The sequence below is a fragment of the Streptomyces sp. NPDC051136 genome (assembly GCF_044455745.1).
GTDB lineage: Bacteria > Actinomycetota > Actinomycetes > Streptomycetales > Streptomycetaceae > Streptomyces.
This window is the reverse complement of the sequence record NZ_JBITFE010000014.1, coordinates 60,604-75,560: the sequence shown is the minus strand read 5'-3', so window position 1 is coordinate 75,560 and position 14,957 is coordinate 60,604. Positions and strand designations below refer to the sequence as shown.

Genomic DNA, 14,957 nt, shown 5'->3' with positions numbered 1-14,957 from the left:
TGGAGCGGGGTTTCGACGCCGCACGGTGGCAACCTGAACGGCATGGGCAAGACCGCACTGATCGTCATCGACATGATCAACACCTATGACCACGAGGACGCCGAGTTCCTGATCCCCGCCGTGGAGGCCGTCCTGCCGAACGTGACCGGCCTGCTGGACCGGGCGAGGCGGCAGGGCGTCCCCGTGATCTACGTCAACGACAACTTCGGCGAGTGGCGCTCGCACCACGGCGAGATCCTCGACAAGGCCCTCGCGGGTCCGCACTCCCGGCTCGTCGAGCCGCTGAAGCCCGACGACTCCTCTCTCTTCGTGGTCAAGGCGCGCCACTCGGTCTTCTTCGAGACCCCGCTGACCTACCTGCTCCACCAGCAGGGCATCGAGCGGCTCGTCATGTGCGGCCAGGTGACCGAGCAGTGCGTGCTCTACTCGGCGCTCGACGCACACATCCGGCATCTGCAGGTGATCGTGCCGCGCGACGCGGTGGCCCACATCCACGCCGACCTGGCGGACGCGGCACTGCGCATGATGGAGCGGAACATGGGCGCCCGGGTGTGCGACAGCGGCGAGTTGTGGACCTGAGCCGCCTGCCGTGAGCGGAACGGATGTGGGGCCGTCAGGTCCGCAGGCTGCGCACGGGCAGCACGACCTGCGCCGCCGTGGAGAGCGTGTCCTCGTGGTTGGCGAAGGCGGCGACCGCCTCCCCGTCGCCGGGCTCGCCCCCGGACCAGGGACGGGTGGCGAAGATCAGGCAGGCGTACCCCCGTGCGTCCACCGCCGCCCGCCACTGCGGGGTGGGGACGAACTGGGCGTTGACGCCGGGCATGGTCAGGGCGGCCGCCCCGGGTACGACGAGCAGGCCTACCGGCAGGGCGGGCAGGACGGTGGCGTCGAGGACGCTGTCGCCGCCCACGGAGAGTCCGGAACGGCTCAGCAGGCCCTCGACGGCGGCCGGGGTCGCCTCGGGGCCGCCTTCTCCGTCGCCGAGGGAGCAGGCGAGGAGGAAGGGGACGTCGCCGTCGGGCGTTTCACGGCTCCAGGACATGATGACGAGCGTGCCGAGGTCGGCGGTGCGCAGGGGGCGGGGGGCAGTGGAGATCGAGGTCACCGCGAAACCGTAAGCGCGCGCGCAGCCGCGCCCGCCCGGCCGTCACCCGACTGGCCGACGCTCTCGCGTTTCTTCACACGAACGAGGCATGCCCGCCCGCCCGTCAGTGCTGCGACAACCGGCCGCGGATGTCGTCGAAGTGCCGATGCACGGCCGTCTCCGCCGCTTCCGCGTCACCCGCGCGCACGGCGTCGACGATCCTGGCGTGCATCCGGGCCAGTTCCTCGCCGTCGGCCGCCGAGCCGATGCCCCTGGCCTGGGTCCGCACCCGGTGGAAGGCGCTCCAGAAGGCGTCGAGCAGCTCGCTGAGCAGGTCGTTGTCCAGCGAGCGGTGCAGCACCCGGTGGAAGGCGCGGTCGGTGCCGGCCGCGATCTCGCCCGTTTCGCGCACTTCCCCGTGCATCGTCTCCACCAGCGCGTCCAGCTCGGCCAGGTCCCCTTCGGGAAGCCGGCCGGCCAGCCGGTGCATGAGCCCCGCCTCCAGTGCCTCGCGCAGTTGCAGCAGTTCCAGCAGGCTGCCCCGGCCCCGGCGGTGCCCGACCACCGTGCGGAACGCCATGGCCTCGGTCATCGGCTCCAGCGACATGGTCCCCACGTAGGTCCCGAAGCCCCGCCGGATCTCGACGATGTGCATGGCCTGGAGGGATTTGAGGGCCTCCCGCAGCGAGTTGCGGCTGACGCCGAAACGCTCCATCAGCTCCGTCTCGGTGGGCAGCGGGTCGCCGGGGCCGAGGCCCTGCTCGACGATCAGCTCCTTGATCTTCTCCTCGGCGTCGGCGGCGACCGAGCGCATGTGACGTCCCCTCTCGACCCTTGACATTCCCTGCGTCGTCATGTGTGACTCTAACAGGACATGGGACATCCTACGTCCCCCGTCACCAGGGCTTCGGCGCGCTGCTGCCCGCCGCCGCCCCGGAACGCACCACCGCGCCACCTGGAGTTGCCGCATGCCCTTGCCCACGCCGCTGCACGGCGTCGTCCCCCCGGTCATCACCCCCCTCACCCCGGCGGGGGAGGTGGACACCGCCTCGGTACGCCGGCTCACCGAGCACCTCGTCGGCGCCGGTGTGCACGGCCTGTTCCTGCTGGGTTCCAGCGGCGAGACCGCCTACCTCACCGACGCCCAGCGGCTGACCGCCCTGGAAGCCGCCGTGGACGCCGCCGCCGGCCGCGTCCCGGTCCTCGCCGGGGTCATCGAGACCACCACGGCCCGCGTCCTGGACCGGGCGGCCGACGCGGTCCGGGCGGGCGCCGACGCGCTCGTGGCCACGGCGCCCTTCTACACCCGCACCCACCCCGTGGAAATCGCCGACCACTTCCGCCGCGTCCGCGAGAGCGCCGGCCTGCCGCTGTTCGCCTACGACATCCCGGTCGCCGTGCACACCAAGCTGCCCCGCGACGTCGTCCTCGGCCTGGCCGGTGACGGCACCCTCGCCGGGCTCAAGGACTCCAGCGGCGACGAGGGGTCCCTGCGCCGACTGCTGGTCGAACTGCGCCGCCGCACCCCCGGTTTCACCGTGCTGACCGGCTCCGAACTCACCGTCGACGGCGCGCTGCTCGCCGGCGCCGACGGCGTCGTGCCCGGCCTCGGCAACGTCGACGCCCGCGGCTACGTACGCCTCTACGAGGCCGCCCGGGCCGGCGACTGGGCCACCGCCCGGGCCGAACAGGACCGGCTCGCCGCCCTGTTCGCCCTCACCGACGCGGGCGACCCCGCCCTGATGGGCGGCAGCTCCAGCGCGCTCGGCGCCTTCAAGGCAGCCGCCCACCTGCTGGGCCTCATCGACTGCCCCGCCACCGCCGCGCCGCAGGTGCCGCTCGACGCCCCGGCCGTGGCCCGCGTCCGTGACCGGCTCGCCGAGGCCGGACTCCTGTGACCCGAGGGCCGGGCCGGTGACCGCCGGCCCGGCCCGGTCCGAGTCCCTGCGCCGCTCCCGCCCCCGACGCGCGTCCTCCCACCCGCACCTAGGATCGTCATGTCATCTGCGCGCACCACCCCGACCTCTCCGCCCTGGTACCGCGAGATCGGCCGGGAGAAGTGGAAGTCCTTCTTCGCCGCCTGGATCGGCTACTTCCTCGACGGCTTCGACTTCGTTCTCATCACCCTGGTACTGACCGAGATCGCCGACGACTTCGCACTGTCGGCCGTCGAGTCGGCCAGCCTCGTCTCCGGAGCCTTCATCACCCGCTGGCTCGGCGGCGCCGTGCTCGGCGCGCTCGGCGACCGCTTCGGCCGCAAGAGCGCCATGGTGGCCAGCATCCTGCTGTACTCGGTCGGTACCTTCGCCTGCGGCTTCGCCTGGGACTACACCAGCCTGTTCACCGCCCGCCTGCTCATCGGCATGGGCATGGCCGGTGAGTACAGCGCCAGCGCCACCTACGTCCTGGAGAGCTGGCCCGCCCGGCTGCGCAACCGCGCCTCCGGGTTCCTCATCTCCGGCTTCTCGCTCGGCGGCGTCCTGGCGGCCGAGGTCTACGAACACGTGGTGCCGGGGCACGGCTGGCGATGGCTGTTCTACATCGGGCTGTTCCCCGTCGTCGTCGCGCTGTGGGTACGCCGGGCGCTGCCCGAGGCCGACGACTGGGAGGCACGGGTGGGGGCGACCGGTGAACGGCCCAGCCCCTTCCGGCCGCTGTTCGCCGGCCCTCGCCGGGCGACGGTCAACACGGTGCTCGCGGTCGTCGCCACGGGCTCGCTGTTCGCGGTGTTCACCCCGCTCGGCGCGGGCGCGGTGCCCGTCCTGTCCGTGCTGGCAGCGGCCTGTCTCGTCGCCTTCGCGGTGCAACTGGGCGGCCGCAAGCGGTGGGTGCTGTTCCTCGCGCTCTGCGCCACCGTGTTCTGCGCCTTCCTCTACAGCTGGCCGGTCCAGGCGCTGCTGCCCACCTACCTCAAGACCGAGCTGGGCTTCACCCCGGGCCAGGTCAGCGACGCGCTCTACTACGCCGGGTTCGGCACGATGGCGGGCTGCATCGTCACCGGTTTCCTCGGCGACCGGTTCGGCACCCGCAGGGCGTACGCCTGCACCCTGCTGGTCGGCGTCGCCTTCGTCTTCCCCGTCTTCGCGATCCGGGACAGCCAACTCCAGCTCGGCGTCCTGCTCTTCCTGATGCTCGCCTGCATGCAGGGCATCTCCGGGCTGCTGCCCAAGTTCATCGCGGGACACTTCCCGACCGAGACCCGGGCCGCGTCCCTGGGCTTCACCTACAACGTGGGTGCGCTGGGCGGTGCCGTCGCCCCGGTGCTCGGGGCCAGGCTGGCGTCGGCCATGTCCCTGGGCCAGTCGCTGGCGGTGCTGACGTTCTCGCTGACCCTCGTGGTGATCGTGCTGATCGGCTTCGACGTCCCGAGCCGGCTCAACCGGCTGGTGGACAAGGACGCAGTCCCGGACTACCTCGCCGCTCAAGCGGCCGTGCCGGACGGGCCGGGACGCGCATGGTCGAGGCCGTGAGAGGGGACGCGGTGGGGTGCGGTTCGTGCTCCGACTGGCCCAAGGAGCGCTGGTCGCCGCGGCGATGAGCGGACACCTGGTGTAACAGTCGTTTCTATGATCTGTAGACGAAATGATCGTCAGGGCGACGTGCGCAGTTCGCGTGGCAGGATCCGCATCGCCGCGGTGACCCTGGTCGCCGCCACCGCCCTGGGCACCGCCGCCACCGCGATGGCCGCTCCGTCAACGCCCCTGCGCACCGACTGGGACGCCATCGCCGCGTGCGAGTCCAGCGGCAACTGGCAGGCGAACACCGGCAACGGCTACTACGGCGGCCTGCAGTTCGCACGGTCCAGCTGGATCGCCGCGGGCGGCCTCAAGTACGCCCCGCGCGCGGACCTCGCGAGCCGCGCCGAGCAGATCGCCGTGGCCGAGCGGCTGGCCCGCATGCAGGGGATGTCCGCATGGGGCTGCGCCTGACCGCGGCCGGACGGGCCCCGTCCGCGCGAGGTCGACCGGGGTGACGCCTGGGTGTGCACGTGCCGCCGGTCCGCGCGTGCGTCCCGTTTCCCCCGGCCGTGGACGGCAGTCCCCGGCCGGGGGAGCCGGGCGGCGGTCCCGGACGGTGCACAGGCCGGTACGCCCGGGGCCGCACTCGCCCCGGCCCGGCGCGGGTCAGGGACCGAGGACGCGGTGTCCCGCGTAGGCGGACCAGCGGCCGTCGCGCCGGGCCACGGTGATGTCCCGGCCGAAGCAGGCCGTCAGCAGGGAGCCGGTCAGGACGTCGTCCACCGCGCCCAGCGACAGGATCCGGCCCTCGCGCAGCAGCAGGGCGTGGCTGACGGCCGGGAACAGCTCCTCCAGATGATGGGTGACCGTCACGGTGGCCAGCTGGGGCCTTCCCCCGGCCAGCTGGTGCATCGCTTCCACGAGGTCCTCGCGGGAGGGCAGGTCCAGAGCGTTGAACGGCTCGTCCAGGAGGAGCAGGGCCGGGTCGGCCATCAGCGCCCGGGCGATCAGGATCCGCGCCCGCTGCCCGCCCGAGCAGACGCCGTACGGCCGGTCGGCCAGCTCCTTGACGCCGAGCTCGGTCAGCAGGTCGCGGGCCCGCAGGCGGACCTCGTCGTCGTACGTGCGCCACAGGGGCTGGACGGTGCCGCTGTGGCCGGTGAGCACGACCGCGTGGGCGGTGAGGTCCTGCGGCACCCGCTGGGCGGAGCCGACGTGTCCGATGCGGGCCCGCAGTTCCCGCACGTCCACCCGGCCGAGCCGGCTGCCGAGGACCTCGACCGTGCCCGTGGTGGGGTGCATCAGGGCGCCGAGCAGCCGCAGCAGTGTGGTTTTCCCCGCGCCGTTGGCCCCGAGCAGCGCCCAGTGCTCGCCCGGCCGGACCGTCCAGTCGACGCCGTCGAGGATCAGCTGGTCCGTGGTGGAGCGGCGCACACTCACGTCCTGGAGCCGGAGCACGGCCGCCGTGTGCTCCGCCACCCGGGGGGTGGCTGTCTGGCCGGTCATGCCCTGACTCCTTCGCGCGCGGGACACCTTTCGAACGGTCACGGGGAACAGTAGATGTACTCGCCATGCGCCTGCCGCGCCGTCCGCTCCCTGGACGACGGGTCCGGCGCCGACGGGCCCTGCGCCCGCCTCCGCGACGACGGAGGCGGGTGCAGGACCGGTGCCGCAGGGGCGGGGCCGGGGGAGTCAGACGCCCGCCACCGACCGGATCCAGGAGCGGTAGGCGGTCACGTTGGTGTACGCGGTGGTGGTCTGCCGGTCGCTGGTGGACGCGACGCCCACCTGGACACCGCCGGCCATCATCGGCCCGCCGGAGTCGCCGCCCGCCGTGATGCCGTCACCGGGGCGGGCACATATCGCCTGACCGTAGTAGGCGTCGTAACAGCCCTGCGTGACGCTCACGTTGGCCACCTTGAGGTACTGGGACTGGCAGTTGATCTCCGAGCCGCAGCGGGAGGTCGCACCCCAGCCGTAGACCTGCACGCTCTGGCCGACCCGTACCGTGCCCGGCTGCCCGAGCTGCGCGTAGCCGGCGGAGACGGAGCGGTCGAGGCGGACCAGGGCGAGGTCGGCCGAAGGGCTGGTGACGGTCTGGACGCCGTTCGCCACCGTGCCGCCGGAGCCCTGGTCGAGGCTGCCGACGCGGAAGGACAGGTTGCCGCCGCTGACGCAGTGCTTGGCGGTGAGGATCCAGGTGGGGGAGATGATGGTCGAGGTGCAGGTCTGGGTGCCGTTCGAGAACAGGCGGGCCGCCCAGGGGGCGTTCTGCGCGTAACCGCCGCCGATGATCGGCTGCGGCCCGCCGTCGCCGGGCCGGGGCTCCGCCGCCGAGGCGGCCGGGGCGAGCGTGAGGGCGGACAGCAGTGCGGCCAGGACGGCGGCCGGCAGCGCGGGGACGGGTCTCGTGGTTCGCAAGGCTCCTCGATTCCGACGGACACGCGCCCGGGCGCGTGCCGATGTGTGGGGGCGCCCACAGCATCCCGGGCACGGCCGCCGGCCGAACAGTCCCGGCTTCGCATAACACGGTGTTATGCCCGAGGACCGGGCAGCCGGGGGGTACGCCACCGTCGGGGCGCTAGCGGAGCAGCAGTTGCACGAGGGCCACGGTGCCGACCGTCACCACCAGTGTCCGCAGGACCGTAGGACTGAAGTGGCGGCCCACCTTGGCGCCGGCGTATCCGCCGAGGCCCGAACCGACCGCGAGGAGGCCGACGGCGGTCCACTCGAGGTCCGCGGCGAAGACGAAGAAGAGCGCGGCGACGGTGTTGACCACGGCGGCGAGGACGTTCTTGACGCCGTTGAGACGTTGCAGGGGTTCGTCCAGCAGCATGCCCATCAGGGACAGGTAGATGATCCCCTGGGCCGCGGTGAAGTAGCCGCCGTAGACACTGGCCAGCGTCAGGCCGGTGAAGAGCAGTGGACCGCCGTCCCGGCGGGGCGAGGCGCCGGTGCGGGCCCGGCGGCGCTGGACCAGCCTGCCGATCTGCGGCTGGAACGCCACCAGCAGCAGGGCGAGCCCCACCAGGACCGGCACGATCGTCTCGAAGGCGTCGGCCGGCAGCGTCAGCAGCAGGGCGGCGCCCGCGAAGCCGCCCACCAGCGCCCCGGAGCCCAGCTTCAGCACGCGCCGGCGCTGGCCCCGCAGCTCCTCGCGGTACCCGACGGCCCCGCTGATGGAGCCGGGGATCAGGCCGAGCGCGTTGGAGACGGTGGCGGTGACCGGTGACAGCCCCGTGGCCAGCAGCACGGGGAAGGTGATCAGGGTGCCCGAGCCGACGACGCTGTTGATGGCGCCGGCCCCGACGCCCGCCGCGAAGACCGCGGCCATGGCCTCCGGCGTCACCCCGTGCCGCCGCGCGCCGGGTGCGCACCCGGCCGGAAGGTGTCTTGTGCATCTGTCACGGGCCGACTGTACCCACGGCCCCCATCCGGGTGTTCGCCGGTCTCAACCGGTCTTGTACAGACACTTCTTGACGGTAATTCACCTGATCATGCGGTGATACGATCACCGCGTTTGTGAGCGGGCGGATGGGTGAAGGACGGCATCCCCGACATGACGGACAGCCCGGGCGCTACTCCCGGTGCGGGCAGTCCACCGGGCCGCCCGCACGGACGGGAATCCGGCAAACCGGCTGTCAGTCGCCTGATAGAGAGTCTTATGACGGAATACACAGGGAACCCCTTGCTCTGGGTCGCCCTCGTCGCCCTCGTCGCCGCCGCCGTGCTCCTCAACCGCCAGCGCAAGGCGGCACGGGCGTTGCGACAGCAGATCCAGGGGCTCAGGGATCATTACACCGAGCTGGAGAGCGATTACGACAAGTCCGTACAGGCCGCCCAGGAGCGGGCCGAGGACGAGACGAAGACGGTGCTGAAGTCCGCCATGCGGACCCTTCAGGGCCTCGCCGCCGAACAGCAGCTGGTGCTCTCCCGGCTGCAGAACAAGTACGGAGACTCGGCCCTCCTCCAGGACCTGCTGGAGATCGACCACACCAACTCGCAGTTCGGCCGGCGGGCCCAGTCCATCGCCGTCCTGTGCGACGGGTGGCTCGGCGGGCGCCGCGACACCGCGTCCGTCTACGACGTGGTGCGCAGCGCCCAGGGGCGCATCCGGCACTTCCGCCGGGTGGACATCCTCTCCCAGGTCGACTTCGGCATCACCAGCCGGGCCGTCGAGCCCGTCGCGCTGGCCCTCGCCGAGCTGCTCGACAACGCCACCAGCTACTCGAGTCCGGACACCGTCGTCGAGATCAACATCCGGACGGTGCCGAAGGGCATCTGCGTGGTGGTCGACGACGCGGGCGTCGGCATGAGCGACGAGGAGCGGGCCCGCGCCGACAAGCTGCTCGCCACCGAGCGTGCCTCGGGGGTGGCGGGGCTCGGCAACCCGCCGCAGTTCGGGTTCGCCGTCATCGGCCTGCTGTGCGAACGATTCGGCTTCGAGGTGTCGGTGGACTCCTCCTCTCCCTACGGAGGTGTACGGGCGGTGGTCCTGCTGCCGCACGAACTGCTCACCGCCATGCCGGAGAAGAGGGCCCCCGCGCCCGCCCCGGCCACCCGCGGGACGGCCCGGCCGGTCCCGGACGCCGGCGGACCGGAGGCCGCGTCGCTCGCCTCCTCCCAGACCGGCGACGGTCTGCCCCGGCGCCGCCGCAAGCGGCCCATGGCCATCGTGCCCGGCAGCGCGTCCGCCCCGCGTGCGGCGGGCCGCTCCGACTCCGAACAGGCGCAGGTCATGGGTGCCTTCCAGCGCGGAACGCAGTCCGGGCGGGTCACCGGCGCGGACAGCCCGGACACCGCCGGCCGGACGAGCGACACACCTGGTGCAAGCAGCGAAGGACATGAGGTCTCGTGAACGACGATCTGTCATGGATGCTCGACAGCGCCCTGGAGATTCCGGGCGCCCTGCACGCCGTCCTGATATCCGCCGACGGCCTGCTGATGGCCCGGACGCAGGACTTCGACAAGGACGACGCCGACCGGGTCGCCGCCGCCATGAGCGGCGTGCAGTCGCTCAGCCGCACCCTCGCCTTCTTCTGTGAGGACCCCGGACATGCGTGGCGGCAGACCCTGGTCGAGTTCGACGGCGGCTGGGTGTTCCTGATCTCCGCCGGTGAGGGCGCCTACCTCGGCGTCTCGGCCTCCCCGGAGGTGGACATGGCGGACATCACCTTCCGCATGCAGCAGCTCGTGGCCCAGCTCGGCAAACGGCTGACCACGCCGCCGCGCGAGAACCTGGGTGCCCGCTCATGACCGGTCACGACGGCCGGCAGCCCGAGGCGCCCGAATTAGTACGGCCGTACGTCATCACCAAGGGTCGCGGTCTGCCCGACGAGGACGACCTCTCCCTGATCACCCTGGTCACCGCGGCCGCCGGGCAGCCGCAGCGCCCGGCCCGGCTGTCCCCCGAGGAGCTGAGCCTGCTCGACCTCTGTTCCGCCGGCTACCTCTCGGTCGCCGAGATCGCCGGCCACACCCACTTCCCGCTGGGCGTCGTGCGGATTCTGCTGGCCTCCCTCATGGAGGGCGGGCACCTCATGACCCGCCCGCCGGTGGCCCGGGCCCGCCTCGCGGACCGAGAGATCCTGGAGGAGGTGCTCAATGGGCTCCGCGCCAAGTTTGGGTGAGCGGCACTACGTACGCGAGGGAGCGACCCAGACGGCGGTCAAGATCCTCGTCGTCGGCCACTTCGCGGTGGGCAAGACCACCCTCATCGGCTCGATCTCCGAGATCGAGCCGCTGACCACCGAGGAGACGATGACGCAGGCCGCCGAGTCGGTCGACGACCTCAAGGGGGTCCGGGGCAAGACCACCACCACGGTCGCCATGGACTTCGGACGCCTGACCATCAGCGACCGCGTCGTGCTCTACCTCTTCGGCACCCCCGGCCAGCAGCGCTTCGTGCAGATGTGGGAGGACATGGCCCGCGGCGCATTGGGCGCCCTGGTGCTGGTCGACCCGGAGCGGCTGGCGGACTCCTTCCCCGTGATCGACCTCATCGAGCACTACGGGCTCGAATACGCCATCGCCGTCAACCACTTCGACGGCACACCGCTGCGCGACGAGCGGGCGCTGCGCGAGGCACTCGACCTGCTCGACGACACCCCGGTCGTCACCTGCGACGCCCGCGACGAGAAGTCCTCGGCCGCCGCACTGACCACCCTCGTCCGCTACTTGCTGGACCGCACCCGCCAGGAGCTGGAGCAGACATGAACGCCCCCGACACCGCCCCGGTGCCGCCGCCCGGCTGCCCGGCCCACGGCTCCGGCGCCCGGGTGCCGCTGCACGGGCCCGAATTCGCCGCCGACCCGCAGGCGTACTACGAGTACCTGCGCCACTACGGGGCCGCGGCCCCCGTCGAACTGGCCCCGGGAGTGGAGGCGACGCTGGTCACGGACTACGCCGCGGCGCTCCAACTGCTGCAGAACTCGGGAACCTTCCGCAAGGACGCGCGCCGCTGGCGAGCCTTCAACGAGGGCAAGGTGAGCCCGGACAGCCCGGTCGCGCCGCTGCTGGCCTACCGGCCCAACTGCATGTTCGCCGACGGCGCCGACCACCTCAGGCTGCGCCAGGCGGTCACCGACAGCATGGCGCGGGTGGACGCCCGGCGGCTGAGCCGCAGCACCGAGCAGATCTCCGGCTACCTCATCTCCCAGTTCGGCGCCCGCGGTTCCGCCGACCTGCTCGGGGACTACGCCAAGCAGCTGCCGCTGTTCGTGTTCAACGAACTCTTCGGCTGCCCCGCGGACATCGGCGACCGGGTGCTGTTCGGCATCTCCGGCATGTTCGACGGCGTCAACGCCGAGAAGGCCACCGCGGTGCTCTTCGAGGCGGTGGGGGAGCTCGTCGCCCTCAAGCGGCGCAAGCCCGGTGACGACGTCACCTCCTGGCTGATGCGGCACGAGGCGGGGCTGGACGACGAGGAGATGGTCCACCAACTCGCCCTGCTCCTGGGTGCGGGGGCCGAACCCCTGCGCAACCTCCTGGGCAACACCCTGCACCGGCTCCTCACCCATGAGCGGTACGCCCGCGAGGGCGGCCTGATCGACGAGGCCCTCGACGACACGCTGTGGGAGAACCCGCCCATGGCCAACTACGCCCCGCACTACCCGGCCTCCGACACCGAACTGGCCGGACAGCAGCTCCAGGCGGGCGACCTGGTCCTGGTGAGCTTCGCCGCCGCCAACACCGGTCCGGCACTGAAGGCGTCCCGCCAGGCCGGGAGCAACCGCGCCCACCTCGCCTGGAGTGCGGGCCCGCATGCCTGCCCGTCGAAGGAACCGGCCCGGCACATCACCGTCACGGCCGTCGAGCACCTGCTCAACGAGCTGCCCGACGTCGAACTGGCCGTGCCCGAGGACAGCCTGACGTGGCGTCCGGGCCCCTTCAACCGGGCGCTGGCCACGCTCCCGGCCCGGTTCACGCCGGTGCGCGCCGCACGGCGTGCCGAGCCGGGGCAGGCATCCGCGGCGGCCGAGCGGGAGAAGGCGCAGACCGCGGCGCGTCCGGCCGAACACAAGGGCATGTGGAGCCAGTTCCTCAACTGGCTCACGCGGTGATCTGCGCAACACCTGCCCAACCCGCCCCTTTCGCATGATGACCGAACGGCACGGGTAGTGAGCAACGCGGTACTCACGTTGCTCACGAGTCAAAGGAGGTGTCGTGGACGACATATCCACGAACGCCGCTTTCCCGGCGCCGAACCCCCCGATACCCGCCCCCCGAGGCGGGTATCGCTTTGTCCGGCTGCGACCGGGGGCGGGCCGGTGACCGCCGCACCGACGGGCCGGGACCCGCGGCGCACCCCGGCGGGCGCGGCCCCGCGGCGCACCCGGACGCTCGGCTCTCTGACCAGCGGTCAGCTGCGAAGACTCGGCGCGGTCGCCGGCCTGTCCCGGGCCGACGCCGAGACCTACGCACAGGTCCTGACCGACTCCCTGGGGCCGGTGGCCGAGCGGCCGCTGAGCCTGCCGCCGCCCACCCGCACCTTCCTCTCCGACGACCACACCCCCGTTGAGTTCTCCCTCTCCTTCCGGCCGGACGCGGCACCCTCGATGCGGGTGCTCGTGGAACCGGGCTGCGGCGCAGACAGCCTGGCTCACAGCGGCCGGGTCGGACTGGAGACGATCCGGGCGATGGCACGGCGCTGGAACTTCGGCACCGACGTCCTCGACGAGCTCGCGGACCTGTTCCTGCCGGCCGCACCGCAGGGGCCCCTGGCCCTGTGGTGCGCCCTGGAGCTCAGGCCCGGCGGCGTTCCCAAGGTCAAGGTCTACCTCAACCCGGCGGCGCATGGGGAGGAACGTTCCGCCACGACGGTGCGCGAGGCCCTGCACCGGCTCGGTCACGGCGGGGCCTTCGACAGCCTGCCCGCGGGCCGCGGCTACCCGTTCCTCGCCCTGGACCTCGGTGACTGGGCGGAGCCCCGGGCGAAGGTCTACGTCCGCCACGACCACCTCACGGCCGGACAGGCCGGGCGGCTGCCCCGCATGGACCCGGGTCCCGGCCCCGCGGCGGTCGAGGGGTTCTTCCGCACCGCCGCGGGCCTGGGCCCCGACGCGACGGGGCTCGACGGGCGCCCCGGCCTGTCCTGCCACTCCTTCACCGAACCCGGCGCCGCGCGGCCGAGCGGATTCACCCTGCACATCCCGGTCAGGGACTACGTCCGGCACGACGGGGAGGCGCTGACACGGGCGTCGAGGGTGCTGCGCCACCACGGCATGGACGCCTCCGTGCTCGACCGCGCCGTGGCCGCCCTCACCGCACGGCGGCCCGAGGACGGAGTGGGCCTGATCGCCTACCTGGCCCTGGCCCATCAGCGCGACCAGCCGCCGCGGGTGACGGCGTACCTCTCCTCGGAGGCGTACGCGGTCCGTCCGCCGGCCGCACGGACGACCCGTCAGCCGCTCGCGGTGTCCTGAACGGGCCGCCCGCACCTGACAGGGCCCCCGGTGCGATCCACCGGGGGCCCTGGGCGCGGACGTGACCTGGCACCGCCGCGGACGCCGGGGCGGCGCCCGGCGGGACGGTCACACCGGCAGCGACTCACGGAACTGGGCCAGGTAGGGGCCCACGTCGACCTGGATCGAGGCGCCCTCGGTCCGGCCGTAGCGCTGGACGATGCCGGCGAGGTAGGTACCGATCTCCTCGCGCATCTCCTGGACCGGGGGCAGGGCGGCGGCGCCGTCGACCAGGCGGGCCACCCACTCCGCCTGCGCCTCCACCAGCCGGGTGATCGCGCCCACGGGGCGCACCAGCCCGACGAAGTACAGCCCGGGCCGCCCGGCCGGGACCACCCGTCGGTACAGCTCGACGGAGCCGTCGGCCGCGACCGGGCAGCCGGCGGGCAGGAACGGGAAGGTCATGTGGAAGCCGGTGCAGTAGACGACCGCGTCGGCCGCCTCGGCGCTGCCGTCCGTGAACACGACCCGGTCCCCGTCGAAGGAGGCGATGGCGGGCTTCGGGATCACCGCCCCGTGCCGGATACGGCTGAGGATCTCGTCCGACAGGGTCGTCGCGGACGAGAAGACCGGGTGGTCGGGCTCGGGCAGGCCGTAGTCCGACAGCCTGCCGCGCGCGACCAGCAGGGCCTGCTCCACCCATCGGCGCCGCTCGGCGAAGGACATCTCGTTCCACCAGGGGGCCTCGGCGATCTCGTCGACCGACATCCCGAAGAGCTGCTTGGGCACGACGTGCAACCCCCGGCGCACCGACAGCAAGGTGCGCTCCGCGTGCCGGGAGAGGTCGGCGGCGATGTCCACCGCCGACGCGCCGAGGCCCACCACGACCGCGCGCCGGCCGGCGAAGTCGCCGCCGTCGCGGTAGTCGAGGGAGTGCAGAATCGTTCCGGTGAACGAGCCGGCGCCGGGCGGCAGAGGATCGGGCAGGGCGGGGTCGGTGTGGTGCCCCGAGGCGACGACCACCTGCTCGAACCGCCGCGCGCTCTCCACGCCGTCCGCGTCCCGGCTGACGACGCTCCACGTGCCGTCCGCGTCCTGCCGGACCGACACCACCTCGGTCCGCAGCTCCACGTGGTCGAGCAGGCCCGCCCACTCGGCGAAGGACCGCAGGTAGGCGGCGACCTGACTGTGCCGGGGATAGAGCGGGTAGGAGGAGGGCATCGGGAAGTCCGCGTACCCCGTCAGCTGCTTGGCGGTGTTCAGGTGCAGGGTCTGATAGCCCGGGCCGCGCTCGCCGGCGCCCGGCTGCCGCCAGATCCCGCCGACGTCGGGTGCCTTCTCCAGGCAGACGAAGGAGATGCCGCGCTCCTTCAGGGCACGGCCCACCGCCAGCCCCGACAGACCTGCACCGATCACACACACACGCACGGGATGTCCCCCCAGGATGTCCTCAGCCTCCCCCGATCACGCACTTCCTGCCCATCCGCGTGTGCGGGCACACCAGTACGACCC

General features: G+C 72.5%; 16 protein-coding genes. 10 read left to right on the top strand and 6 right to left on the bottom strand.

Annotated elements, in window-relative coordinates; translation table 11 throughout:
• The first annotated feature begins 42 nt into the window (after positions 1 to 42).
• The gene (locus ACIBCJ_RS32730; RefSeq protein WP_362105014.1) at positions 43 to 579 is read left to right on the top strand and encodes an isochorismatase family cysteine hydrolase; all 537 of its coding nucleotides are present in this window, start codon (positions 43 to 45) and stop codon (positions 577 to 579) included.
• A 34-nt stretch (positions 580 to 613) separates the two neighbouring features.
• Here ACIBCJ_RS32730 and ACIBCJ_RS32725 read toward each other — a convergent pair whose 3' ends face one another.
• Positions 614 to 1,105, bottom strand: coding sequence for a DUF5949 family protein (locus ACIBCJ_RS32725; protein WP_362105011.1), 492 nt, complete (start codon positions 1,103 to 1,105; stop codon positions 614 to 616).
• 103 nt (positions 1,106 to 1,208) lie between these two features.
• A complete protein-coding gene (locus ACIBCJ_RS32720) occupies positions 1,209 to 1,898 on the bottom strand; it encodes a FadR/GntR family transcriptional regulator (protein ID WP_365981348.1) in 690 nt (229 codons plus the stop codon).
• A 154-nt stretch (positions 1,899 to 2,052) separates the two neighbouring features.
• Between ACIBCJ_RS32720 and ACIBCJ_RS32715 the strand changes: the two genes are divergently transcribed.
• The 3 genes from ACIBCJ_RS32715 (at position 2,053) to ACIBCJ_RS32705 (ending at position 5,013) form a co-directional block, all read left to right on the top strand.
• Complete coding sequence (locus ACIBCJ_RS32715; RefSeq protein ID WP_365981347.1) at positions 2,053 to 2,982, top strand: dihydrodipicolinate synthase family protein; 930 nt, start codon at positions 2,053 to 2,055, stop codon at positions 2,980 to 2,982.
• 99 nt (positions 2,983 to 3,081) lie between these two features.
• On the top strand, positions 3,082 to 4,554 hold the full coding sequence (locus tag ACIBCJ_RS32710; protein WP_365981346.1) for a sialate:H+ symport family MFS transporter: 1,473 nt from the start codon (positions 3,082 to 3,084) through the stop codon (positions 4,552 to 4,554).
• A 96-nt stretch (positions 4,555 to 4,650) separates the two neighbouring features.
• A complete protein-coding gene (locus ACIBCJ_RS32705; RefSeq protein WP_362509197.1) occupies positions 4,651 to 5,013 on the top strand; it encodes a transglycosylase family protein in 363 nt (120 codons plus the stop codon).
• Between the two features lie 195 nt (positions 5,014 to 5,208).
• Here the strand turns inward: ACIBCJ_RS32705 and ACIBCJ_RS32700 are convergent, their stop codons facing one another.
• The 3 genes from ACIBCJ_RS32700 to ACIBCJ_RS32690 all read right to left on the bottom strand — a co-directional run bounded on the left by ACIBCJ_RS32700 (position 5,209) and on the right by ACIBCJ_RS32690 (position 7,876).
• Complete coding sequence (locus ACIBCJ_RS32700; RefSeq protein WP_362104996.1) at positions 5,209 to 6,048, bottom strand: ATP-binding cassette domain-containing protein; 840 nt, start codon at positions 6,046 to 6,048, stop codon at positions 5,209 to 5,211.
• A 186-nt stretch (positions 6,049 to 6,234) separates the two neighbouring features.
• Positions 6,235 to 6,963, bottom strand: coding sequence for a trypsin-like serine protease (locus ACIBCJ_RS32695; RefSeq protein ID WP_362104993.1), 729 nt, complete (start codon positions 6,961 to 6,963; stop codon positions 6,235 to 6,237).
• Between the two features lie 160 nt (positions 6,964 to 7,123).
• Entirely contained in the window at positions 7,124 to 7,876 is a 753-nt protein-coding gene (locus ACIBCJ_RS32690) for a sulfite exporter TauE/SafE family protein (protein ID WP_362104990.1), read from the bottom strand.
• 330 nt (positions 7,877 to 8,206) lie between these two features.
• On the opposite strand from ACIBCJ_RS32690, the gene ACIBCJ_RS32685 reads away from it, so the two are divergent.
• The 6 genes from ACIBCJ_RS32685 to ACIBCJ_RS32660 all read left to right on the top strand — a co-directional run bounded on the left by ACIBCJ_RS32685 (position 8,207) and on the right by ACIBCJ_RS32660 (position 13,466).
• The gene (locus tag ACIBCJ_RS32685; protein ID WP_365981345.1) at positions 8,207 to 9,400 is read left to right on the top strand and encodes an ATP-binding protein; all 1,194 of its coding nucleotides are present in this window, start codon (positions 8,207 to 8,209) and stop codon (positions 9,398 to 9,400) included.
• Positions 9,397 to 9,798, top strand: a complete 402-nt coding sequence (locus ACIBCJ_RS32680; RefSeq protein ID WP_362104984.1) for a roadblock/LC7 domain-containing protein — start codon at positions 9,397 to 9,399, stop codon at positions 9,796 to 9,798. Before ACIBCJ_RS32685 ends, ACIBCJ_RS32680 begins: the two co-directional genes overlap by 4 nt.
• Complete coding sequence (locus tag ACIBCJ_RS32675; RefSeq protein WP_362104981.1) at positions 9,795 to 10,172, top strand: DUF742 domain-containing protein; 378 nt, start codon at positions 9,795 to 9,797, stop codon at positions 10,170 to 10,172. The genes ACIBCJ_RS32680 and ACIBCJ_RS32675 overlap by 4 nt, the downstream gene beginning before the upstream one ends.
• Positions 10,147 to 10,758, top strand: a complete 612-nt coding sequence (locus tag ACIBCJ_RS32670; protein ID WP_362104978.1) for an ATP/GTP-binding protein — start codon at positions 10,147 to 10,149, stop codon at positions 10,756 to 10,758. The genes ACIBCJ_RS32675 and ACIBCJ_RS32670 overlap by 26 nt, the downstream gene beginning before the upstream one ends.
• The gene (locus ACIBCJ_RS32665; RefSeq protein WP_362509185.1) at positions 10,755 to 12,104 is read left to right on the top strand and encodes a cytochrome P450; all 1,350 of its coding nucleotides are present in this window, start codon (positions 10,755 to 10,757) and stop codon (positions 12,102 to 12,104) included. The genes ACIBCJ_RS32670 and ACIBCJ_RS32665 overlap by 4 nt, the downstream gene beginning before the upstream one ends.
• A gap of 207 nt (positions 12,105 to 12,311) precedes the next feature.
• Entirely contained in the window at positions 12,312 to 13,466 is a 1,155-nt protein-coding gene (locus ACIBCJ_RS32660; RefSeq protein ID WP_365981344.1) for a tryptophan dimethylallyltransferase family protein, read from the top strand.
• Between the two features lie 108 nt (positions 13,467 to 13,574).
• Here ACIBCJ_RS32660 and ACIBCJ_RS32655 read toward each other — a convergent pair whose 3' ends face one another.
• Complete coding sequence (locus ACIBCJ_RS32655; RefSeq protein WP_365981343.1) at positions 13,575 to 14,873, bottom strand: NAD(P)-binding domain-containing protein; 1,299 nt, start codon at positions 14,871 to 14,873, stop codon at positions 13,575 to 13,577.
• Positions 14,874 to 14,957 lie beyond the last annotated feature (84 nt).